The 23699-nt window shown below is 62.8% G+C and carries 18 protein-coding genes; 10 read left to right on the plus strand and 8 right to left on the minus strand.

The genetic code is table 11. The features are described from left to right. Positions 1 to 9: 9 nt before the first annotated feature. The 4 genes from C9383_RS11775 to C9383_RS11790 all read right to left on the minus strand — a co-directional run bounded on the left by C9383_RS11775 (position 10) and on the right by C9383_RS11790 (position 5681). Positions 10 to 900 (minus strand): LysR substrate-binding domain-containing protein, encoded by an 891-nt coding sequence (locus tag C9383_RS11775; protein ID WP_060752836.1) that lies wholly within the window; start codon positions 898 to 900, stop codon positions 10 to 12. A gap of 56 nt (positions 901 to 956) precedes the next feature. Beyond that, positions 957 to 2387 carry an amino acid permease gene (locus C9383_RS11780; protein WP_060752837.1) on the minus strand — a complete coding sequence of 477 codons (1431 nt, stop codon included), beginning with the start codon at positions 2385 to 2387 and terminating at the stop codon, positions 957 to 959. Positions 2388 to 2498: 111 nt separating this feature from the next. Then, on the minus strand, positions 2499 to 3755 hold the full coding sequence (locus C9383_RS11785) for a cystathionine gamma-synthase family protein (protein ID WP_090371230.1): 1257 nt from the start codon (positions 3753 to 3755) through the stop codon (positions 2499 to 2501). Positions 3756 to 3923: 168 nt separating this feature from the next. After that, on the minus strand, positions 3924 to 5681 hold the full coding sequence (locus C9383_RS11790) for a sigma-54-dependent Fis family transcriptional regulator (RefSeq protein ID WP_090371228.1): 1758 nt from the start codon (positions 5679 to 5681) through the stop codon (positions 3924 to 3926). A gap of 269 nt (positions 5682 to 5950) precedes the next feature. Between C9383_RS11790 and C9383_RS11795 the strand changes: the two genes are divergently transcribed. The 3 genes from C9383_RS11795 to C9383_RS11805 all read left to right on the plus strand — a co-directional run bounded on the left by C9383_RS11795 (position 5951) and on the right by C9383_RS11805 (position 9267). After that, positions 5951 to 7426: a benzaldehyde dehydrogenase gene (locus C9383_RS11795; RefSeq protein ID WP_090371226.1), complete on the plus strand. Its 1476-nt coding sequence runs from the start codon at positions 5951 to 5953 to the stop codon at positions 7424 to 7426. Positions 7427 to 7470: 44 nt separating this feature from the next. Continuing rightward, a complete protein-coding gene (locus tag C9383_RS11800) occupies positions 7471 to 8238 on the plus strand; it encodes a coniferyl-alcohol dehydrogenase (RefSeq protein WP_090371224.1) in 768 nt (255 codons plus the stop codon). Between the two features lie 81 nt (positions 8239 to 8319). After that, positions 8320 to 9267, plus strand: coding sequence for a SphA family protein (locus tag C9383_RS11805; protein ID WP_090371222.1), 948 nt, complete (start codon positions 8320 to 8322; stop codon positions 9265 to 9267). On the opposite strand, the gene mhpT is transcribed toward C9383_RS11805, so the two are convergent. Then, positions 9245 to 10477, minus strand: coding sequence for a 3-(3-hydroxy-phenyl)propionate transporter MhpT (gene mhpT, locus C9383_RS11810; protein WP_090371220.1), 1233 nt, complete (start codon positions 10475 to 10477; stop codon positions 9245 to 9247). The two genes, C9383_RS11805 and mhpT, sit on opposite strands and share 23 nt — an antisense overlap. A gap of 305 nt (positions 10478 to 10782) precedes the next feature. On the opposite strand from mhpT, the gene C9383_RS11815 reads away from it, so the two are divergent. Next, positions 10783 to 12099, plus strand: coding sequence for an OprD family porin (locus tag C9383_RS11815; protein WP_090371218.1), 1317 nt, complete (start codon positions 10783 to 10785; stop codon positions 12097 to 12099). A 1-nt stretch (position 12100) separates the two neighbouring features. Here the strand turns inward: C9383_RS11815 and C9383_RS11820 are convergent, their stop codons facing one another. Beyond that, positions 12101 to 12592, minus strand: a complete 492-nt coding sequence (locus tag C9383_RS11820; RefSeq protein ID WP_090371216.1) for a MarR family winged helix-turn-helix transcriptional regulator — start codon at positions 12590 to 12592, stop codon at positions 12101 to 12103. Between the two features lie 213 nt (positions 12593 to 12805). Here C9383_RS11820 and C9383_RS11825 point away from each other — a divergent pair, with 213 nt between their 5' ends. From C9383_RS11825 to C9383_RS11845, 5 genes are all read left to right on the plus strand, one after another. Further along, positions 12806 to 13636, plus strand: coding sequence for a p-hydroxycinnamoyl CoA hydratase/lyase (locus C9383_RS11825; protein ID WP_090371214.1), 831 nt, complete (start codon positions 12806 to 12808; stop codon positions 13634 to 13636). 77 nt (positions 13637 to 13713) lie between these two features. Next, positions 13714 to 15162, plus strand: a complete 1449-nt coding sequence (locus C9383_RS11830) for an aldehyde dehydrogenase (protein WP_090371212.1) — start codon at positions 13714 to 13716, stop codon at positions 15160 to 15162. A gap of 62 nt (positions 15163 to 15224) precedes the next feature. Further along, on the plus strand, positions 15225 to 17108 hold the full coding sequence (locus tag C9383_RS11835; RefSeq protein WP_090372417.1) for a feruloyl-CoA synthase: 1884 nt from the start codon (positions 15225 to 15227) through the stop codon (positions 17106 to 17108). Between the two features lie 9 nt (positions 17109 to 17117). Next, positions 17118 to 18860 carry an acyl-CoA dehydrogenase gene (locus C9383_RS11840; protein ID WP_090371210.1) on the plus strand — a complete coding sequence of 581 codons (1743 nt, stop codon included), beginning with the start codon at positions 17118 to 17120 and terminating at the stop codon, positions 18858 to 18860. Between the two features lie 84 nt (positions 18861 to 18944). Next, the gene (locus tag C9383_RS11845; RefSeq protein WP_060752849.1) at positions 18945 to 19658 is read left to right on the plus strand and encodes a GntR family transcriptional regulator; all 714 of its coding nucleotides are present in this window, start codon (positions 18945 to 18947) and stop codon (positions 19656 to 19658) included. Positions 19659 to 19664: 6 nt separating this feature from the next. Here the strand turns inward: C9383_RS11845 and C9383_RS11850 are convergent, their stop codons facing one another. Together C9383_RS11850 and C9383_RS11855 are read right to left on the minus strand one after the other, a co-directional pair. Beyond that, complete coding sequence (locus C9383_RS11850; RefSeq protein WP_090371208.1) at positions 19665 to 20615, minus strand: PDR/VanB family oxidoreductase; 951 nt, start codon at positions 20613 to 20615, stop codon at positions 19665 to 19667. A gap of 27 nt (positions 20616 to 20642) precedes the next feature. Next, positions 20643 to 21704: an aromatic ring-hydroxylating oxygenase subunit alpha gene (locus C9383_RS11855; protein WP_090371206.1), complete on the minus strand. Its 1062-nt coding sequence runs from the start codon at positions 21702 to 21704 to the stop codon at positions 20643 to 20645. 273 nt (positions 21705 to 21977) lie between these two features. On the opposite strand from C9383_RS11855, the gene C9383_RS11860 reads away from it, so the two are divergent. Continuing rightward, the gene (locus C9383_RS11860) at positions 21978 to 23699 is read left to right on the plus strand and encodes a ShlB/FhaC/HecB family hemolysin secretion/activation protein (RefSeq protein ID WP_090371204.1); all 1722 of its coding nucleotides are present in this window, start codon (positions 21978 to 21980) and stop codon (positions 23697 to 23699) included.

Raw genomic sequence — 23699 nt, forward strand, 5'->3', positions numbered from 1 at the left:
CTCCGGCTACTATTTGTATCGGTGTGCCTGCTCGACCAGCCAGGTGGAAAACATCACGGCGTCGGGATGCTCGTCGGCGCCTGAACCGCGTACCAGATAAAACGATTCGCTGGCTTCGATACGCTGGTCGAAGGGTGCGACCAGGCGCCCGTCCTCAAGCATTTCGTCGACCATCGAGGAGCGTGCCAGGGCGATCCCTTGCCCCAGCTCCGCCATGCGCAAGGTCGAGATCAGCGTGTCGAACTGCAGGCCGCACGACGAATCGACGGCGTCCGCGCCGACCATCTTCAACCAGTAGCCCCAACCTTCTTCGTAGCCCAGCACATGCAGCAGTGTGTGCTGGGCCACGTCCTCGGCCGCATTCAGCGGTGAACGTGCGATCAGGGCGGGCGAGCACACTGGAAACAAGGTGTCCCAGGTCAGGCGCTGCGAAACCAGGCCGGGCCATTGACCATGGCCCCAGCGAATCTCCATATCGTCCTCGCCATCCAGCTCCTTGACCCAGATATTGCTAATGTAGCGGATATCCACCTGCGGATGGTCCTGACGAAAACCCACCAGCTTGGGCGCCAGCCAGTGCACGAAAAACGCCAGGCTGCCGCGCACTTTGATTGGCCGGCGTTTGTGCTGGCCAAAAATCTCATTGGTGCCGACGGCCAGGCGGGTGATCGCATCCTGTACCACCGGCAGGTAGGCCTGGCCTTCTTCGGTCAGGCCCAGGCCACGTGGTAACCGCTTGAACAGCGCCACCCCCAGATGGCTTTCCAACTGCCGGATCTGCTGGCTGACGGCACCCTGGGTCAAGCACAGTTCGTCAGCGGCGTGAGTGAAGTTCAGGCATCGAGCGGACACCTCGAAGGCCCGCAGCCAATTCAACGGCGGGAGTGGCTTTTGCTTCATGATCTGTCCCTTATCGACGCTGTGCCGAGCACGCTGGACCACACCGTCGAGCGTGCCTAGAACGCATCGGACGGTCGAACCGTGGAGGCGAGCGACAGGCGTCGCTCGCGGCTGTTGCGGGTAATGTAATACACGAAGTAGCACCAGGCGATGAAGGGCACGCCGAAGTACAGCGCGACCCGCTGCTCGGGGTCGAACGCGATGCCCACACACGCCAGCGCGCAGCACACCAACGCGCCCAGCGGAACCCAGGGGTAACCGCGCACCCGGAACTTGAGGTCGCGCACATCGCCGCCGTTGGCCACATACTGGCGGCGAAAGGCGATCTGGCTCGCGGCAATGCTCATCCACACCACCACAACCGCCAACCCGGAGATGGAAACCAGCGCCAAGTACACGGTGTCGGCTGCGAACACGCTGCTGAGCAGGGAGGCGCCGCCACCGACCATGCTCAACACAATCGCATTCAAGGGCGTGCCCATGCGGGTCAGCTGGGAGAACTGCTTGGGCAGATGGCCCTGGTCGCTCAAGGTCCAGAGCATCCGCGAGGCGGCGTACAGCCCGGAGTTGGCGGCCGACAACAGCGCAGTGATGATCACAAAGTTCATGATGTCGGCGGAGTAGGGGATGCCGATATAGGTGAATACGGTCACGAAGGGGCTTTCCACCAAGCCGGCCTGTTCGCGCGGCAGCAGGGTCGCCAGGACGAAAATCGTGCCGACGAAAAAGATCGCCAGGCGCAGCACGGTGGTGCGGATGGCCCGTGGCACATTGCGTTGGGGGTCTTTGGTTTCACCGGCGGCGATACCGATCAGCTCGGTGCCCGAGAAGGCGAACGACACGGCCAGCAAGGTCATGGCAATCGACATGAAACCGGTCGGGAACAGGCCCTCGCGGGTGAAGTTACCCAGGCCGATGCTGTGGGCCTGATCGATATTGAGCAGGCCGAGAATGGCGCCGCCGCCGATCACAAGAAACACCACCACCGTCACGACTTTGATCAGCGACAACCAGAACTCGGTTTCGGCAAACAAACGCACCGACACCACGTTGGTGAAAAACACCGCGCCGGCGAACAGCGCACTCCAGATCCATACCGGCGTGTCGGGGAACCAGCGCGTCATCAGGATACCGGCAGCGGTGAATTCCGAACCGATGGCCACGGTCCATGTCAGCCAATACAGCCATGCCACGGTATAGCCGGTGCCCGGGCCGAGAAACCGCGTCGAGTAACTGCTGAACGAGCCGGTTTCAGGCATCTGCACCGCCAATTCGCCCAGGCACATCATCACCATGTAGACCATGAGCGCGCCAATGACGTAGGCGATGACCGCGCCGAGGGGACCTGCCTGGTTGACGGTATAGCCAGAGGTCAGGAACAGCCCGGTGCCGATCACGCCACCGAGTGCGAGCATGACGATATGGCGGGTCTGCATTTCCTGTTTGAAGCCGGCACGCGTGTTGAGTTTTTCTTCTTTTGTGGACATGGTTGTTCTCATGAAAGTTGTTAGGGCAGGTCGGAACGTTGCCGCTAAGTCTTATTATTATTCCTCTTCATGAAACGCCTCACAGACGGCCCTGTCGTGAGGTTTGAAACGTCAGCTCGCGACTTCGGCGCAGTTGCTCTGTGGGCTGTTTTTCTCGCGCAGGCCGCGCGCAAAGGCGAACGCCTGCTTCAAATCATCCAGCAGATCATCGGTGTCCTCGATGCCGACCGAGACCCGCACCAACCCTTCCGAGATCCCCAGCGCCAGCCGTTCCTCCAGCGTGTTTTCCACATGACTGGTGGTGCGGGCCGGGCCGTAAATGGTTTCCACCGCACCGAGGTTGCCGGCGCAATGCGCAAAGCGCAGGCGTGGCAATAGCAGCTTGACCGTGTCCATGCCGCCGACCAGTACAAAACTGACGATGGCGCCGAAGCCAGCCATTTGCGCGCAGGCCACTGCGTGGTTCGGGTGCCCGGGCAGGCCGGGATAATTGACGGATGACACCAAGGGTTCGGTGCACAAGAATTCCGCCAAGGCACGAGCGCTGCGTTGCTGCTGGCGCATGCGCAGTACCAGGGTTTTCATGCCGCGAATGATCAGGTAGGCCGAGAACGGGTCGAGTGACGCACCGTTGATTTCGCGGTAATGCCGAACCTTGGCCATCAACGATTCCTGGCCGCAGACCAGGCCGCCCAGCACATCACCGTGACCGCTTAGGAACTTGGTGGCGCTGTGAATGACCACGTCCACCCCCAGCGCCAGCGGGCTCTGATTCAGTGGCGTGGCGAAGGTGTTGTCGGCCACGACCAAGGCGCCGACGCGTTTGGCCGCCGCGACCAGCCGTTGGATATCGAGGATTTTCAGGGTCGGGTTGGTGGGCGTTTCCAGGTACACCACCTGACAGCCTTTGGCGATTTCGCGCTCGATCTGCTCATGATCGAACGTCTCGCACAGCGTGACCGCCACGCCCATGCGCGGCAGGAACTCTTCGAAAATCTTGTTGGTGCCGCCGTAGCTGTCCTTGGTGGAGACCACGCGGTTGCCATGGGCCAGGAAGGTGTAAAGCACGCTGCTGATCGCCGCCATGCCGCTGCTGAAGGCAACGGCGGATTCGGCCATTTCCAACTCGCCGATCTTGGCTTCGAGGGTCTCGACCGTCGGGTTGCTCATGCGGCTGTATATGAAGCCCTGGGCTTTGCCCAATGCCACGTCATACCACACATCGATGTCGTCGTAGCCATACGCGGCGCTGGCAACGATCGGGGTCTGGGTGGCGTTGTAGGGGTGCCTGACTTGCTCCCCGCCCCAGACCGCCCGGGTCCCGGCGCCCGCATTATCAAGTCCTGTGCTGTCAGGTTTTTTGTTCATTGAGATACTCGCACTGAGGGGTGAACGTTGAGTCATTCAGACAGATAGTGCGGGCCAATATAGGGATTGGCGGCGTCCCCGAGAAACGATGTTATCGGTGCCAAAGGGCTGCTTTTTTTAATGGGTGGGGCTGGAGCAGTTCGATAATTCTGAGGTCGGTCTTTGGGCTCACGGGGTTTGCCGCTGATGTTTCTTCAACCGGTAGGCAAATTGGGCACGGCTGAGCCCTACGCGTCTGGCCGCCGCGGCCAGGTTGCCGGCGTTCTGCTGCAGCGCCTCCTGGATCAGGCGTGCTTCGAGCCCTTCGATGGAAAACCCCTGGTCGAGTTGGCCCAGGGTGTCCAGCAGCGCAGGGGGGCTGGCCGGCGCGGTGTTTGACAGGCTGCCGTGGTGGTCCAGGCCATAGGCATCCGCCGGCAGCGGTTCGTTGCGAAACAGATGCACCAGATCAATCGCTTGGCCCTCGTCACTGGCGATCAGGCCGCGCTCGATCAGGTTTTGCAGCTCACGCACATTGCCCGCGAAATCGTAACGCAGCAGCACCTTCAGCGCGCGCATGGTCAGGCCGGTGGGTGTCCGCGCGTATTCCTGGCAGAAGCGCGTCAGGAACGCATTGATCAACAGCGGAATGTCATCCCGGCGCTCACGCAGCGGCGGCAGGGCGATGGGGTAGACATTCAGGCGGTAGAACAGGTCTTCACGAAACGAGCCGTCGGCGACCGCCTTGCGCAAGTCGATATTGGTCGCGGCCACCACCCGCACGTCCACCGTGATGCCGCGCACGCCGCCGACCCGTTCGATCTCTCGCTCCTGCAACGCCCGCAGCAGTTTGCTTTGCCCCGCCAGGCTGAGGCTGGTGATTTCATCCAGGAACAGGGTGCCGCCCTGGGCCCGCTCGAAACGCCCGGGACGCGAGTGGGTGGCGCCGGTGTAGGCGCCACGCTCGACGCCGAAGAGTTCGGCTTCGATTAGGTTGTCGGGGATGGCCGCGCAATTGAGCGCGACGAATGGGCTGTCACGGCGGCCGCTGAGTTGGTGCAGCTGGCGTGCGAACATCTCCTTGCCGACGCCGGACTCACCGCTGATCAGCACCGTGGCGGGGGTCAGCGCGACGCGTTGCAAGGCTTGCATCGCGGCGTTGAACGCTGCACTGGCACCCACCAGCGGTTGTGCCTGGCTGACCCCGACAGGGCTGCCTGCCGGGCTATGGCGCAGCGGGGCGGCGGCGGGGCTGGTGACGGCCTGGGACACATTCAGGTAGCGCAAGTCCTGCTCGGCGTCGCCCCATTGCTCGACCGTCTTGCCGAGCACCCTGCAACTGCGGTGGCCCATGCCACGGCACTCGACTTCACGGAAAATCACCAGTTGCCCGAACAGGCCACTGACGAAGCCCGTGGCATACCCGGTCTCCGTCCAGCACACCGGATCCTGGCCGACACCGTAGGCGCGCACATGCTCGTCGGCCTCGCAGGAGTGGTGCCAGAGAAACTCGCCTTCATAGAACCCCGAGTCGGCGTCGAACTTGAAGTACAGGGGTTCGACCTTGGTCATGCCCTCCAGGGTGTGCAAGTGCGTCCCGGCCCGGAATACGGCGGCGGCATCGGCCTGTGGCCAGCGCTCGCGTATCAGGCGCGCATCGCGCGCGCCGCAGGCATAACCGGTGCGGGTAAACAGGCCGCGCGCCTGCTCCAGCCCCAGGCGCTCGATGACTTCCCCACGCAGGGCGCCGAAGGCGGAGCTGTGCAGCAGCAACATGCGTTGGTCGTTGAGCCAGATCCGCCCGTCTTCGGGAGAGAAAAACAGGCAGTCGGTCAGTTCCGCAGGCGTGGGTGAACTGCTGTCGCTGAGTTGGCGGCTGTCGCCGCGCGGATGATAGTGCGCGGCGCTCGCGCGGTCGTCGGGCTGCGCGCTTTGGGGATTAGTCATTGTTATGCCCCTGCAAGGCGAGTGATCGATATGAGTCACTGCTCAGATAGTTATTAAACATAACCTTATCAATTGAACAAGTGGCGCGGTGGTGGTTTTTGCAGTTGAGCGGTGGAGCACCGCAACGCGGCGCGTGAAAGGCCCCGATCCAGAGCCTTCGACGGTTTATGTCAGCGGGGTCTCGTGCAAACGGCACAGCCTTTGCTCAAGGCTAGAGGCGGCGTCTGCACCCGTGCAGGCGATGATAATTACAAGAACTGGGAGTTGCCATGTCAGTGTCTGAAACCACCCACCTGTTACAACGGGCCATCGAGTCCGAATGCCTGTTCAACGGCGATTGGGAGCCCGCTTCGGGAGCCGTGATCCCCGTGATCGAACCTGCCACCGGCGAACCGCTGATGAACTGCGCCATGGCCAGCCCGGCCGACATCGCCGTGGCCAGCCGCAGCGCGGCCCTGGCCCAACCGGCCTGGGCCGCGCTCGGCCCACGGGAGCGCGCCGAGGTGTTTCGCAAGGCGGCCGAGGTGGCCCGACAGTCATTCGCCGAACTGGCGCTGTATGTCGCCCGGGAAACCGGCGCCGCGCTGTTCAAGGGCGAGCACGAAGTGCGCGAAGCGATCGTGCTGCTGCATCAGGCGGCGGGCTTGCTGTCCCAACCTCACGGCGTGGTGCTGCCCAGCGCGGCGGGGCGCTTGTCCTATGCTCGGCGCCAGCCCCATGGCGTGGTCGGGGTGATTTCCCCGTTCAACTTTCCCTTGGTGCTGTCGCTGCGTTCGGTGGCACCGGCCCTGGCGGCGGGCAATGCGGTGGTGCTCAAGCCCGATCCGCAGACCCCGGTCAGCGGTGGTTTTCTGATCGCCCGGCTGTTCGAAGAAGCGGGCCTGCCCAAGGGTTTGCTGCACGTGTTGCCCGGCGCCGCAGCGGCAGGTGAGGCGCTGTGCCGCGACCCCAACGTGCGGATGATCGCGTTTACCGGCTCCACGGCAGCGGGGCGCAAAGTCGCCGAGGTGGCTGGCCGGCACCTGAAAAAAGTCGCGCTGGAACTGGGCGGCAAGAACCCGTTGATCATTCTCGAAGACGCCGACCTCGACCTGGCCGCCAGCAACGCCGCCTGGGGAGCATGGCTGCACCAGGGGCAAATCTGCATGGCGACGGGGTTGGTGCTGGTGCATGAGTCCATCGCCGCCAGCCTGACACGCAAGTTGGTGGACAAGGCCCGTGCGCTGACCGTGGGCAACGCTGCGCGCGGTGAAGCCGCGCTCGGCCCCTTGATCAACCTGCGCCAATTGCAGCGCGTGCGCGAGATCGTCAACGACAGCCTGCAGGCGGGCGCAAAGCTGGAGGCGGGCGGCGATTATGACCAGCTGTTTTACCAGCCGACGGTGCTCAGTGGCGTACGGCCGGGCATGCGCGCCTTTGAAGACGAAATTTTCGGCCCGGTGGCGACGGTGGTCAGCTTTGCCACGGATGAGGAGGCCATCGAGCTGGCCAACCGCACCGAGTACGGGCTTTCGGCGGCCATCCTCTCGCCCTCGGTGGGGCGCGCCATGGCCATCGGCGAGCGGCTGGACTGCGGCCTGCTGCATATCAACGACCAGACCGTGGCGGATGAGTGCATCAACCCTTTCGGTGGGCGCGGCGCATCGGGCAATGGCGGCAGCGTTGGCGGGCCGGCTGACTGGGACGAATACAGCCAATGGCAATGGGTCACCGTGAAAAACACGCCGCCGGCCTATCCCTTCTGAGCCTTGGCTCGCACCTGCCTAAACAACAATAAGAGGGCTTGAACATGCACCTGTACAACAAAACCTTGATCGTCACCGGCGTCGCGTCGGGCATTGGTGCGGAAGTGGCGCGATTGGCGCGCTTCCAGGGCGCCACGGTACTGGGCGTCGATCGCCATGAACCCCAATTGACGCTGGCTGGATTTTTTCATGCCGACCTGAGTGATCCCGCGAGCATCGACGCATTGGTGGCGCGCCTGCCAACGCGGGTTGACGCGCTGTGCAATATTGCCGGTGTGCCCGGTACGGCGCCGGTGCAAACGGTGGCGGAGGTCAACTACCTGGGGTTGCGCCATCTCACCCAAGCGCTGCTGCCACGCATGCCGGCGGGCGGCAGCATCGTCAACGTCGCCTCGGTGCTCGGCGCGCAGTGGCCGCAGCGCCTGGCGTTGCACAAAGCGCTGGCCGCCACCGAGAGCTTCAGGGCCGGGCAGCAGTGGCTAGCGGCCAATCCGGTGGAGCAGGGCAGCTGCTATCAGTACTTCAAGGAGGCGCTGATCGTCTGGAGCGCACAGCAGTCCCAAGCCTGGTTTCGCGATCACGGGGTGCGTATCAACTGCGTCGCGCCAGGGCCGGTGTTCACCCCGATTCTGGGGGATTTCGTCAGCATGCTCGGGCCAGAGCGAGTGGCCGAGGACAGCCAGCGCATGACCCGCCCGGCCTTGGCTGATGAGGTGGCCTCAGTGATCGCGTTTCTTTGCTCGGACGCGGCGCGTTGGGTCAACGGGGTCAACCTGCCGGTGGATGGCGGGTTGGCCGCCACTTACCTGTAGGCATTGCCACAGCGTTGCACCCCGGTGCGGCAGCGCCGTGCCGGGGGTCTTGAACAACAACAAAAATACAGGACATACAAGATGCTCAAGCCTATCTTGCGGCCGGTTGCGGCCGTGACATGGGTCGCGTTGTCAGCGACCGCTCATGCTTACGACTTACCCGGCCTGAACCTTGGGACCACCAGCTTCTATGACGGCTCACCCGCGCCTGCCGGACCCGGTTGGTACCTGGAGGAATACCTCACGTACTCGCGTGCGAGCCGCTTCAATGATGCCCATGGCAACAAGCTCGCATTGCCCCGGCAGGACCTGGAAGTGGTGGCGCCCACCACGCAGATCATCTACGTCGGCCAGCCCCTGGCCAATGGCGCGATGCCAGGATTTACCCTGATCAATACCTCCCTGGCCCATGTGTCGGTGGAGGATGGCTTGAACAACGCGGCACTCAGTTCTCGGGCCGGGTTTGGCGATGTCACGCTGGGCGCGTTCCTGCAACTGCCGACAGTGACCCGAGCCGATGGCAGCCCGTGGTTGACCCAGCGGGTCGAGGCGGATGTGACGGTGCCGGTGGGCGCTTACGACCGCAATCGCTCGATCAACCCCGGCAGCCATTTCTGGTCATTCAACCCCTACTACGCGGCGACGTACTGGTTCAGCCCCCAGTGGTCGGCGAGTGGGCGTTTCATGTACCTGTGGAATGGCAGAAATGATCAGCCGCAGGCAGGCTTTGGGGATGCCTCCAGTACCCAGGCCGGGCAGGCACTGCATGCCAACCTGACGCTGCAGTACGCCATCGACGCGCAATTGAGCCTGGGCTTGAATAGCTACTGGTTGAAGCAGATCACCGACACCGAGGTGGATGGGCATGCGGTGAGTGGGCGTCGAGAAAAGGTCTGGGCCATCGGTCCAGGCATGATGTACGCGTTCAACAAGGAAAATATCCTGTCGGTGAACGCGTACTTCGAGCAACAGGCGCAAAACCGCACCCAGGGCAACAAGCTGGTGTTTAACTGGCTGCACCGGTTTTAGCGGCGGGGGTGCCAGGCCGGCCCGGTGGCGCCGCACGTAGCATCACGCTGATGATGGTAAGTGCGGCGATCACCACGCCGGGGGACGTCGCCAGCAGCACGCCGGGAGTGCCGGCGCCTGCCGCGAGGAGTTGCCCGGCCGCCAGCGGCCCGGCCACCGAGCCCAGCCGGCCGATGGCCACGGCCGCCCCCACACCGGTCGCACGCACAGCGGTGGGGTAGGCGGGTGGGGCGCTGGCATACAGCACCAATTGGGCGGCCATCACGAACAACCCGGCGGCAAAGCCGGCAATGGCCATGGGCACAATCCCCACCGACAGGCCGACCCCGGCCAGTGCGGCGAGCAACCCGGTGTACACGCACAGCACCACTTTCAGCGCGTTGCAGCGGTCCAGCAGCACCCCGCCCAGCAGCGAGCCGAGGGCGCCGCCGATATTGAAGAGCATCTGCACCAAGCCCGCCTGGGGTTTGCTGAAGCCCTGTTCCATCAGCAACGAAGGCAGCCAGTTGAGCAGCATGTACATCACGGTCAGGGTGAAGAAGTAACTCAGCCATAACGCCAGGGTCGTGCATGCGCGCCCTTCGCCGAACAGTGCCTCGCCGGTGGAGGGGCGCAGGCTGCGGGCTTGCCCGGACTGTTGGCGAAAGGCATTGGATTCAGGCAGCAGCCAGATCATCAGCGGCACGGCCAGCAAGGGCGCCAGGCCGCCGATGATAAAAGTGGTTTGCCAGTGTTCACTGGAAAACATCGCGACCACGGCGGCCAGTGCGCCGCCCAGTGGCACGCCGCAGTACATGACGCTGATCGCGGTGCCACGCTTGCCTTCGCTGACCGCCTCGGCACACAGCGCGATCAGGTTGGGCAGCGCGGCGCCCAGGCCCAGGCCGGTGAGAAAGCGCACCAGCAACAGGCTCCAATAGCTTTCGACAAACGCAGTACTCAGGGAAAACAGCCCGAACAGCAGCACGGCACTGACCAGGATTTTCTTGCGGCCGATGCGGTCGGCGACCCAGCCACCGAAGAACGCCCCCGGCAGCAAGCCAATGATGCCGACGCTGAAGACCCAGCCGAGCATTTTCGGGTCCAGCGCAAAACTTTGCCGCAATCCGGCGGCAGCGGTGCCGGCGGCCTGCAGATCGAAACCCTCGATCAGCGCAACGATAAAGCACAACGCGATAGTCAGCGTCGAACGACGCGATGGACTGTCCATGGGCAAACCTCATTGTTGTTTTTGTTGTGGTGCGAGCCGGTAGGCTGCTGGCAATCAAGATAACAAATATAACTAAAAAAACTACGACGGCGAGCTTGCCGCAGATATCGACAGGCAAGCCCTCTATCTCAATCGTTTGCGCTGAGAACGCGTGGCGGGAATGAAAATAGATAGTTTTATTAACGTTCGATTATCGGTCAGTCGCGGTTGACGAGTGCCTTCAGCTGTTTCCATTCTCTGTTGGCGAAGCCGGTTGGCCGAGCGTGTGTCACCCCAAAAACAACAACAAAAAATGGACATCGAACATGCAAAAACTCCCCACGGGCGCTGTCGCGGCGGCCTGCCGTGTGTCGAACCGCACGCCACGCCTGATCAGTGCGCTGCTGCTGTTGAGTGTTCTGCCCACCTCGTCGTGGGCGGCGGGGTTGATCGACGACAGTCATGCCACCCTGACGCTACGCAACTACTACCTGGACCGTGACTACAAGGACGACGGCGCCAAGACCGCCGCCCGCGAATGGGCGCAGGCGTTTATCCTCAACCTGGAATCGGGGTACACCCCAGGTATCGTGGGCTTTGGCCTGGATATGCGCGGGCTGATGGGGGTCAAGCTCGACTCTTCGCCAGACCGCAGCGGCACTGAATTATTGCCGGTATCGGCCAGCGACAAGCGTGCCGCCGATGAATATTCGCGGCTGGCGCCGACCGCCAAGTTGCGGTTTGCCCAAACCACGGTGAAGGCCGGCGACGTGTCGATCTTTCTGCCATTCGCTTTTGCCAGCCCGTCGCGCCTGCTGCCGCAGACCTTTCGCGGCACGACCTTGAGTTCCAAGGATATCGACGGGCTGACCCTGAATACCGGCTACATCGACCGTATCAACAAGCGCGATTCCACCGACTACCAGGCCATGACGATCGCCTCGCCCAACCGCCGGTTCAACGCCACCGCAACCACCTCGCACCTGGCTTACCTGGGCGGCGATTACCAGTTCAATAAAGACCTCAGCCTGCGTATTTATCACTCGCAAGTGGCGGATCTCTACCAGCAGGACACCTTCGCGTTGCTGCATAACCTGCCAGTGGGCGACGGGGTACTGACCAGCGATCTGCGCAGTTTTTTCAGCCGCGAAGACGGCAGCGCCAAGGCCGGTAAGGTGGACAACCGCAACCTCTCGGCGCTGTTCGGCTATCGCCTCGGCGGGCATCGTTTCAGCTTGGGCTACATGCACTCCAGCGGCGACACGGCCACGCCCTATATCTCGGGTACCGAGCTGATGGGCATGAGCGAACTGACCATGAGTTCGGACTTTCTCAACGCCAAGGAGCGCACCTGGCAGGCGATCTACGACTATGACTTTGCAGCCTCGGGCTTGCCGGGCCTGAAAAGCCGGCTGCGGTATGTGCGAGGCGACAATATCGAATTGACGGCTTTCAATGCCCAGGACCGCAAGGAGCGTGAGTTCCAGATGGAACTGGGCTACGTGATCCAGAGTGGCCCGCTGAAGAACGTCGGGCTGATGGCGCGCAAATCGATCTACCGCAACGACTTCCCCGGTGGCGCCGCGTTTCGCGATGAAAACCAGACACGCTTCCTGGTGCTTTACACCGTGGCGCTCTGGTAGGTCAGCCGTCCTGATAAACCTTCTTGAGCAGGCGCAGCAGCTCTGCACGCTCTTCGGCGTCGAGGGCGGCGGTGGCGTCCAGGTCGCTCTGGGCGGCGATGTCCTTGAGTTCTTTGAGCAGGATTTCGCCAGGCTTGCTCAAGAAAATCCCATAGGAACGCTTGTCCGGTTTGCAGCGCACGCGCACGGCCAGGGCGCGGCTTTCCAGTTTGTTCAGCAAGGGCACCACCTGCGGTGGTTCGATGGCCAGGGCGCGTGCCAGGTCGGCCTGCATCAGCCCGGGGTTCTGCTCGATGATCGCCAGGGCCGAGAACTGCGCTGGGCGCAGGTCATGCTCGGACAGCCGGCCGATCAGGTTCTGGAACAGCTTGAGCTGGGCGCGGCGCAGGGCATAACCGATCAGATCGTCCAGCGCTGAATCCAGCGGCGGCCGTGCCTCGTCGTTGTCGGGCAGGGCCTGGCGGGTGGCGGCGAGGGTGGAGGGCTTGGCCATTGGCAGTGCAATCCTCAGGAAAGGGAGGTTAAGAAGGCTATCTAGTTTGCCGGGGTTGACGCGCCCTGGCTACGACAGCTTTTCAAGTCGCAGGAAAAAACGCTGGTCACACCTTGAGAAATATTGGTTATTCAAATTAATAGTTAATTGACATAACCATATTTGCGGTTTAATTTCGAATCCATCTTCACACCAGAACAAGAGCATACCGCCATGAGCAATTACGAAAGCCGTTGGACCACTGTCAAGGTTGAGATCGAGCAAGGCATCGCCTGGGTCATTCTCAATCGCCCGGAAAAACGCAACGCGATGAGCCCGACCCTCAACCGGGAAATGATCGACGTGCTGGAAACCCTGGAGCAGGATCCGGCGGCCGGTGTGCTGGTACTGACGGGCGCCGGTGAAGCCTGGACCGCAGGCATGGACCTCAAGGAATACTTTCGCGAAGTGGATGCCGGCCCGGAAATCCTCCAGGAAAAAATCCGCCGTGAAGCCTCGCAATGGCAATGGAAGCTGCTGCGCATGTACGCCAAACCAACCATCGCCATGGTCAACGGCTGGTGCTTCGGCGGTGGTTTCAGCCCGCTGGTGGCCTGCGATCTGGCGATCTGCGCCGATGAAGCGACCTTCGGTCTCTCGGAAATCAACTGGGGCATCCCACCGGGCAACCTGGTCAGCAAGGCCATGGCCGACACCGTGGGCCATCGTCAATCGCTGTACTACATCATGACCGGCAAGACCTTCGGCGGGCAGAAAGCCGCTGAAATGGGCCTGGTCAACGAGAGCGTGCCGCTGGCGCAGCTGCGCGAAGTCACCATTGAGCTGGCGCGCAACCTGTTGGAGAAAAACCCGGTGGTGCTGCGCGCGGCCAAGCAGGGTTTCAAGCGTTGCCGCGAACTGACCTGGGAGCAGAACGAAGATTACCTCTACGCCAAGCTCGATCAGTCACGCTTGCTCGACACCGAAGGCGGACGCGAGCAGGGCATGAAGCAATTCCTCGACGACAAGAGCATCAAGCCGGGCCTGCAGGCGTATAAACGCTGAAGTGTGCGGCCTGCGGGCCGCATCGCCGTCACCCTGCTTGAACGTATTCCCGATAAAGATAATAAAGAGGAATCACCATGCTGGACGTGCCCCTATTGATTGGCGGCCAGTCGTGCCCCGCCCGCGACGGTCGAACCTTCGAGCGTTGCAACCCGGTGACCGGTGCCGTGGTTTCGCGGGTGGCCGCCGCCACCCTGGAAGATGCCGACGCCTCCGTGGCGGCGGCCCAGGCCGCGTTTCCCGTCTGGGCTGCGCTGGCGCCCAACGAGCGTCGCACCCGCCTGCTCAAGGCCGCCGAGCAATTGCAGGCGCGTAGCGCTGAATTTATCGCCGCGGCCGGTGAGACCGGCGCCATGCCCAACTGGTATGGCTTTAACGTGCGCCTGGCGGCCAATATCCTGCGCGAAGCCGCGTCGATGACCACCCAGATCACCGGCGAAGTCATCCCCTCCGATGTGCCTGGCAGCTTTGCCATGGCCCTGCGCCAACCGTGCGGCGTGGTACTGGGCATCGCGCCCTGGAATGCCCCGGTTATTCTCGCCACCCGCGCCATTGCCATGCCGCTCGCCTGCGGCAACACCGTGGTGCTCAAGGCTTCCGAGTTAAGCCCGGCGGTACACCGGTTGATCGGCCAGGTGTTGCAGGACGCCGGCCTGGGCGATGGCGTGGTCAATGTCATCAGCAATGCGCCGACGGATGCGGCCGCGATTGTCGAGCGGCTGATCGCCAACCCGGCGGTGCGGCGAGTCAATTTCACCGGTTCGACCCATGTCGGGCGGATTGTCGGCGAACTCTGCGCTCGCCATCTCAAGCCGGCGCTGCTGGAACTGGGTGGCAAGGCACCGTTGCTGGTGCTCGATGACGCCGACCTGGACGCTGCCGTAGCGGCCGCGGCCTTCGGCGCGTATTTCAATCAGGGGCAGATCTGCATGTCCACCGAACGCCTGATTGTCGATGCCAAGGTCGCCGATGCCTTTACCGCCAAGCTGGCGGCCAAGCTCGCAACCCTGCGCGCCGGTGACCCTGCCGCTCCGGATTCGGTGCTGGGTTCGCTGGTGGATGCCGGCGCCGGCACGCGCATCAAGGCGCTGATCGATGATGCCCTGAGCCAGGGCGCACGCCTGGTGGCCGGCGGGCAATTGGACGGCAGCATCCTGCAGCCGACCCTGATCGAGGGTGTCACCGAACACATGCGGCTCTACCGCGAAGAGTCCTTCGGCCCGGTGGCGGTGTTGCTGCGCGCTGACGGTGACGAAGCGCTGCTGCGCCTGGCCAACGATTCCGAGTTCGGTTTGTCGGCGGCGATCTTCAGCCGCGATACCGGACGTGCCCTGGCGCTTGCGCAACGGGTGGAATCCGGCATTTGCCATATCAACGGCCCGACGGTGCATGACGAGGCGCAGATGCCCTTTGGCGGCGTCAAGTCCAGCGGTTATGGCAGCTTTGGCGGCAAAGCCTCCATCGAACACTTCACGCAATTGCGCTGGGTGACGTTGCAGAACGGGCCACGGCACTACCCGATCTGAGTCCGTTGCGCGACATAACAATAAAGGCGGGCGTTTGACCCGCCTTGATGGAGGGCATCCTTGTGAGTTCCGAATTCAGACCGCAACCCCAGTCCGAGCCGCACCCGCCGCGGTACCGCGCGGTGTCCATCGGCCATGCGCCGGTCGAGGTCACTGAAGAACAGGGCGTGCTGCATATGCGTTCCCTGGAGCCATTGGCCGAGCTGCCGATGCGCTTGCTGGATCGTCTGGTGCATTGGGCCGAGGTACGGCCTGAGCAGACGTTTATCGCCGCGCGCCAAGCCGACGGTGAATGGCGCCGAGTCAGCTACGCGCAGATGCTCGCCAGCGTGCGAGCCATCGCCCAGAGCCTGCTGGGCTTCGGGCTGTCGGCGCACAAGCCCTTGGCGCTGCTGTCAGGCAACGATATCGAACATTTGCAGATCGCCCTCGGCGCGATGTACGCCGGCATTCCCTATTGCCCGATTTCGCCGGCGTACTCATTGTTGTCCCAGGATTTCGCCAAGCTGCGGCATGTATGCGACCTGTTGCAACCGGGGCTGCTGTTTGTCAGCGATGCGCCGGCGTATCAGCGTGCGATCGATGCGGTAGTGCCGGCCGACACACCGCTGATCAGTGTGCGCGGCGAGGTACCGGGGCGTACCCACGTCAGCTTTGCGCGCCTGCTGCAAACACCCGGCGGTGCCGAGGCCGAGGCGGCGTTCAACGCCACCGGCCCCGACACCATCGCCAAATTCCTCTTCACCTCGGGCTCGACCAAGTTGCCCAAGGCGGTGATCACCACCCAGCGCATGCTGTGCGCCAACCAGCAAATGCTGTTGCAGACGTTTCCGGTGTTTGGCGAGGAGCCGCCGGTGCTGGTGGACTGGCTGCCGTGGAACCACACTTTTGGCGGCAGCCACAACGTGGGCATCGTGCTTTACAACGGCGGCACCTTTTACCTGGACGACGGCAAGCCCACGGCCCAGGGCTTCGCCCAGACCCTGCGCAACCTCAAGGAGATCTCACCCACGGCGTACCTGACGGTGCCCAAGGGCTGGGAAGAGCTGGTCAATGCGCTGGAGCAGGACGCCGAGTTGCGCGAGTGCTTTTTTGCCCGCATGAAGCTGTTCTTCTTCGCTGCCGCCGGCCTGTCGCAAAGTGTCTGGGATCGCCTTGACCGGGTGGCCGAGCGGCACTGCGGCGAGCGCATCCGCATGATGGCGGGGCTGGGCATGACCGAAGCCGCGCCATCCTGCACCTTCACCACCGGGCCGTTGTCGATGGCCGGTTACATCGGCTTGCCCGCGCCGGGTTGCGAGGTGCGGCTGGTGCCGGTGGACGGCAAGTTCGAAGGGCGCTTTCGCGGACCGCACATCATGCCCGGCTACTGGCGGGCGCCTGAGCAAACCGCCGAGGTGTTCGATGAGCAGGGTTATTACTGTTCCGGGGATGCGCTCAAGCTTGCCGACCCCCGGCAACCGCAATGGGGGCTGATGTTCGACGGGCGGATTGCCGAAGACTTCAAGCTGTCTTCCGGGGTATTTGTCAGCGTCGGCCCGCTGCGCAATCGCGCCGTGCTTGAAGGCTCGCCCTATGTGCAGGATGTGGTGATTGCCGCGCCGGACCGTGAATGCCTGGGTGCGCTGGTGTTCGCCAGGCTCTACGAATGCCGCAGGCTGGCGGGCCTGAGCGCCGAGGCCAGCGACACTGAAGTGTTGGCCAGTGCGCCGGTGCGCCAGTGGTTCGCCGACTGGTTGCAGCGACTCAATCGTGAGGCCACCGGCAATGCCAGTCGCCTGGAGTGGATTGCGCTGCTCGACGAGCCGGCGTCCATCGACCGCGGTGAAATTACCGACAAGGGTTCGATCAACCAGCGTGCGGTATTGCAGTGGCGTGCGGCGAAAGTCGAGGCGTTGTATCGCGGTGAAGACCCCACGCTGCTGCGTGCGGAACACACACGATGAGGTGTGCCGATGCCCAGCTATGAGGCGCCCCTGCGCGATATGCAATTTGTGCTCGAGCATTGGCTGCAGGCGCCTGATGTGTGGCGCCGCAACCCGGCGTTCGAGGCGTTGGACCTGCCGCTGGCGCTGCAAGTGCTGGAGGAAGCCGCGCGCTTCAGCCAGGGCGTGCTGGCGCCTTTGAACGCCCCGGGTGATCGTCAGGGTTGCCGCTGGCAGGCGGGCCAGGTGAGCACCCCGGACGGTTTTGCCCAGGCGTATCAAGCCTATGTCGACGGCGGCTGGCCGGCGCTGGCCTGTGCTGAGGCGCTGGGCGGGCAGGGCTTGCCGCAGGTGCTCGACGCCGCCGTGCAAGAGATGCTCTATGCCAGCAACCACGCCTGGGCCATGTACACCGGCATTGCCCACGGCGCCTACCTGTGCCTCAAGACCCATGCGGCGCCGTGGTTGCAGGCGCGTTATCTGCCCGAGATCATCAGCGGCCATAGCTTGCCGACCATGTGCCTGACCGAGCCGCAGGCCGGCAGCGACGTCGGTTTGCTGCGCTGTCGCGCCGAACCCCAGGGAGATGGCAGCTATCGCCTGAACGGCAGCAAACTGTTTATTTCCGGCGGTGAGCACGACTTCACCGCCAATATCCTGCACCTGGTGTTGGCGCGCCTGCCCGATGCGCCGCCCGGCAGCCGCGGTATTTCGTTGTTCCTGGTGCCCAAGTGCCTGGACGATGGCCAGGCCAATGGCGTGCGCTGTGAGGGCATCGAGCACAAGATGGGCATCCAGGGCAGTGCCACCTGCTCGCTGGTGTTCGACGCCGCCCAGGGCTGGTTGATCGGCGAGCCCCATCGTGGCCTGGCAGCGATGTTCGTGATGATGAATTCGGCACGCCTGCATGTCGGCCTGCAAGGCTTGGGGCATGTCGACGCGGCTTGGCAGCACGCCCGGCAGTACGCCGCTGAGCGCGTGCAAATGCGCGCACCGTCACGGCCCGCGACAGTGGCCGCGCAAGCCGCTGACCCCATTCGTTATCACCCGGCCATGCGCCGCGTGTTGCTCGAGTTGCGCACCACCAGCGAAGGCCTGCGCGCCATCGGTTACTGGGCCGCGCACTTGCTCGATCAGGCTGAGCAGGGGCCGGACCCGGCGGCGGCCGCATTGGCGTCGTTGCTGACCCCGATCATCAAGGCGTTTTTTACCGAACAGGGTTTCCGCCAGGCGAGCAACGCGTTGCAGGTCTTCGGCGGCTACGGTTATGTCACCGAGTTCGGTATCGAGCAAACCCTGCGCGACAGTCGCATCGCGATGATTTATGAGGGCAGCAATGAGATCCAGGCCAATGACCTGCTGCTGCGCAAAGTGCTGGGCGATGAGGGCCAGGCGTTTGGCTTGTTGCTGGCCGAGCTGCGCGCTGAAGCCGGGCAGGGCCGGCAGCATGCTGAGTGCGCAGGGTTTGCCGACGCGTTGGACAGTCTCTGCGATGCCTTGGCCGGTGCGGTGAGCGCCATTCGCGAGCGGTCTGGCAAAGACCGCGAATACCCGTATCGGGCCGCGCCGGACTTCCTCCAGTTGTGTGGCGTAGCGCTGTTGGCCTTTGCCTGGGCACGGGCTGCGCGGGTCTCCAGGGTATTACCCGAAAGCGATCCGTTGCGTGACGCCAAGCTGCAAAGCGCCGGGTTCTTTTTCGATTACCTGCCGTCGCGGCTGGCCCAGCACCTGGGCGCAATCGAGGGGGCACGCGCGGCGCTGGCGTTCGTCTGATTGCACTGACTTGCAGCACGACGACTTGCGATCCGACGACTTGCGATACTATGGGGCGACCCACGTTTTCTGGAAGTTGCCTGGATGAGCAAGCCCGGCCAATTGGTGCTGATTGCACTGCGCAAGATGATTGCCAGCGGAGAGTTGGCGGCGGGTGAGCGCCTGATGGAAATTCCCACGGCGCAGCGCTTCGGCGTTTCGCGCATGCCCGTACGCATGGCATTCCGTACCCTTGAGCAGGAAGGCTTGCTGGTACCGTTCGGCGGGCGTGGCTATCAGGTGCGGTCGGTCAGCCCCAGCGATATTGCCGGCGCGGTCGAAGTGCGCGGTGTGCTTGAGGGCCTGGCGGCGCGTCAAGCCGCCGAACGCGGTTTGTCCGATGACGCGCGCAGGGCGCTTGAGCGCTGCCTGGTCGAAGGCGATCAACTGTTCGACAAGGGGTATGTCACCGAGGACGACCTTGAGGTCTATCACGACCTGAACATGCGCTTTCACCTGGTCATCGTTGAAAGCAGCCATAACCCGGCGATTGCCGATGCCCTGGCACGCAATGACCACCTTCCATTCGCCTCGGTGACGGCACTGGCGGTGGACCGCGAGGACATGGTCCGCGAATACCGCCGCTTCAACTATGCGCACATGCAACACCACTCGGTGTTCGACGCCCTGGTCAATCGCCAGGGCGCACGGGCCGAAGCGCTGATGCGCGAACACGCCAATGCGACGTTGCGCTATGCCGACACCTTCAGCTCAGCCACTGCCGACGCGCGCATGAAGGTGATTTTGCCCGCCTCGTGACACGCCTCAGAGATCGAGCACCAGGATTGGGGTTTTCGAGCGCGAGCAGCACGGCGTGAATTGATCATTAAGCGCCTGTTCCTGCTCGGTGAGGAACAGATCACGGTGCTCTGGTACGCCGTCCAGCACGCGAGTCAGGCAGGTGCCGCACACCCCCTGTTCACACGACACGGCAATCGTGATGCCGTGGCTCTCCAGCACCTGCACCACACTCTGGTCGACCGGTATCTCAAAGACCTTGCCAGAGCTGCCGATTTGCACCGAAAACCGCCCATCGAGGCGGCTGTCCACCGGCGCCGCCGAGAAGTATTCGCGATGCAGGCAACTGTCCTGCCAGCCCAGCGCACGGGCACTGTCGAGCACATGCTGCATGAACCCGCCCGGGCCGCACACATACAGGTGGACGTCGTCTGCGGGGGCCGCCAGCACCTGGCCAATATCCAGGGCCGTGTCGGGCTGTTCGTCAAAATGCAGGAACACCCGCTCGGCAAACGGCGACGTCTTAAGGCGCTGCACAAACGCTGCGCGTTCGCTGGCACGGGCGCAGTAATGCAATTCGAAGTCGGCACCCGCCTGGGCGAGGTGTTCGGCCATGCACAGGATCGGGGTGATACCGATACCCCCGGCAAACAACACACTGCGTCGAGCGTCGTGCACCAGGGGGAACAGGTTGCGCGGTACGCTGATGCTCAGGCGGGCGCCTGGTTGCAGCTGTTCGTGCAGGCTGCGCGAACCGCCTCGTGAGGCAGGGTCCTTGAGCACGCCGATCAGGTAGCGATGACGTTCTTCAGGGTGATTGCACAACGAGTATTGACGGATCAGCCCGTCCGGCAAGTGCACATCAATGTGCGCGCCGGCACTGAACGCCGGCAATGGGTTGCCATCGACACTGGCCAGTTCAAAGCTGCAAATGTCCTGGGCTTCATTGTTACGCGATACCACCACCACATCGATCATGTTCAGTCCTTCCTGCGTTGGGGTTATTCAGGCGGTGGTTGTGTTGATCAGGTGAGGTTCGACCGTGCGTTCCCTGGCAATCAGGCGTTCGAGGATTTTGCGTGACTGCACGCCGCCGGCGTCGATATTCAGCTTGAGCAAATTGCGCGTCGGGTGGGCAAGCAGGTTCTGTTGCTGGCGTTCGAGCATCTCCAGGTCTTCGCTGAAAATCTTGCCCTGGCCTTCGCGGATGCTCGCGGTCAGTGCCTCATCGTCGGGCTTGAAGTTGCGTGCCATGCCCCAGAAGTACCAGATCGAGGTGTCGGTCTGCGGGGTGATGAAGTCCACCACAATGCTCGCCGCCTTGTGCTCGGCGGCCGCGTGGTAGCCGCCTTTGCCGGCATGGGCCACGCCAACTTCGATCAATACATGGCTGGGCGGGGTGAAGCGGCAGATCTGCCAACGGTCCACGGGCACATCATCGGCGAGGTTGTTGCCGCGCAGGGCCATGCGCCAGAACGGCGGGGCCATGATGTTTTCCATGTGCCGGGCGGTGATGACTTCGTCGCCTTCAACGCTGGTCACGGGCGCTGCTTCGTCGATTTCCTTCTGGCCGATACTGGAGGCATGCACGTAGGTTTCGTGGGTCAGGTCCATCAGGTTGTCGATCATCAGGCGGTAGTCACACTGGATCTCGAACAACCCGCCGCCATAGGCCCATTCATCACTCACGGCCCATTCCAGATGTGGGATCAGCGCGGGATCGGCCAGGGCCTGATCGCCCGGCCAGACCCAGATGAAACCGTAGCGCTCGACGGCCGCAAACGTCTTGTTGCAGGGAAACCCGCGTACGCGCTGCCCCGGCATTTCCACAGTCTTGCCATCACTGCCCATCACCAGGCCGTGATAGCCGCAGACGAGGTTGCCGTTCTCGACATACCCCAGCGAAAGCGGGGCCCCGCGATGCGGGCAGAAATCCTCGACCGCTATTACGGCGCCATCCAGGCCACGATAAAACACCATTTTTTCGCCGCAGATCTGACGACCCAAAGGCTTTTGCGCAATTTCATCAGGGGTGCAGGCGACGTACCAAGTGTTCTTGGGGTACATGATGAATCTCCAGGCGACGCGTTATTTTTATTTAATGGATCCATTAAATGAGCGGAAGGCTGGATAGGTCAACGATATCACCTTTATATATCGGGCGATTATCGGTCAATTGGGCTCTAGTGGATCCAATGATCCATTCTTTAAAAGGACTCAAGGACGGGCAGGGGATCTGTGGCCGTGAAGCGGGGATGTACATTTAATTGACGCCACTATATCGCCACCCTATTATCGCCGCCGAATGATGGCACTGAGCCATGTAGAGGGATCTAATCGATGTGGCGTTTTGCACGCCGGACCAGGCTCAGCCTGCTGTCCGCTTTTTTTTGCCTGGGCGCGGGCGGGTGGGCGCAAGCCGCCACACAGCAGGCTGCTCCAGGTATCACCGACCTGATTCGTGATCGCCAGGACCGCCTGCTCGAAGAGCAGCAGCGGCGGCTTGAGGATCTCAAGGAATTGCCGGGTAAATCCGCGACGCCTACGACGCCCACAGGGCCTGCCGACACTCGTTGCTTCCCGATCAAAGCCATTGAGCTCTCCGGCGCTGAAGCGTTGTCCGAAGGCGAACGCAACCGCCTGATCAAGCCTTACATCGACCAATGCCTCGGCGTACCACAGCTTAACGAGGTGCTCAAAGTCATCACTGACCGCTACCTGGCCAAAGGCCTGGTGACCAGTCGCGCCTACCTGCCGCAGCAAGATCTCTCCAGCGGGCACCTCAAGATCCAGGTGGTCGAAGGCAAATTGGAAAGCTTGAAGGGCGCTGAAGGCAGTGGCATCACCGACCGCCAACTGGCGATGAGTTTTCCCGGCAAGCAGGGCGAATTGCTCAACCTGCGCGAAGTCGAGCAGATGGTCGACCAGCTCAACCGTTTGCCCTCGAACCAGGCGCAGATGGAACTGGCGCCGGGCAAGGCGGTGGGCGGTAGCGATGTGTTGGTCAAAAACACCCCGCAGAAGCCGTGGCGCGTGGGCCTGTCGCGCCACAACGGCGGCCAGCGCAGTACCGGCGAGCAGCAGTGGGGCGCGAGCCTGGATTGGGACAATCCATTGGGCCTGGCTGACCAACTGTCGTTGCGCGGCGGGCACGATGCCGTCAGCGACCACCAGAAAACCTCGCGCAATTCGATGCTCAACTACAGCTTGCCGTTCGGCTGGTGGAACCTCACCTACAGCTACACCGAGAGCGAATACCGCTCCCGGGCCGAGGCGAACAACTTCACGTTCAAGCAGACCGGCGACAGCCAGAACCACCAATTGCGCCTGGAGCGTGTGATCCACCGCGATGCCCTCAGCAAAACCTCCCTGAGCACCGGCGTGGCCTACCTGCGCACGAACAACTTCATTGAAGACAGCAAGCTCGCCGTGAGCAGCAACCGTCTCAGTGAAGCCCAGTTCGGCATCAACCACGGGCGACGTATCGGTGAGTCGTTTCTCAACATCGACCTGGGCATGCAAGACGGCATTGGTGCATTCGATGCCCAGGCCAATCATCATCCAAAACCCGGCCAGGCCGATGCGCGCTATCGCAAATACACCGCCACGCTGAGCTACCTGTATCCCTTCAAGTTGTGGGGCGAGTCATTGAGTTTCAGCAGCCTGATGACCGGCCAGCACAGCGAAGACGTGCTGTTCAGCCCACAGCGCATGAGCCTGGGCGGGCAGTCGTCGATTCGCGGCTACAAAGACCAGATGCTCGCCGGCGACAGTGGCGGTTACTGGCGCAACGACCTGCGCTGGAGCCGCCCGGTGACCTGGGCCTGGCTGCAGCCGGTGCTCAGTGAGTACGGCACCAGCCTGGGTTACGACCAGGGCGTGATCAGCCGCGACCGCTACAACGCCGAGCAGCATGGGCGCATGAGCAGTAACTCGGTGGAGCTGTTTGCCCGAGGCAAGAACGTCGCCGCCAGCGTGACCTTTGCCCACTCTCTGGAACGACCGGCCGCTATCACTGAGCGTGAAGCGCCGATCTATTTCCGACTGGATTTCTTTCTTTAA

It is taken from the genome of Pseudomonas palleroniana, from assembly GCF_003031675.1.
Lineage (GTDB): Bacteria > Pseudomonadota > Gammaproteobacteria > Pseudomonadales > Pseudomonadaceae > Aquipseudomonas > Aquipseudomonas palleroniana.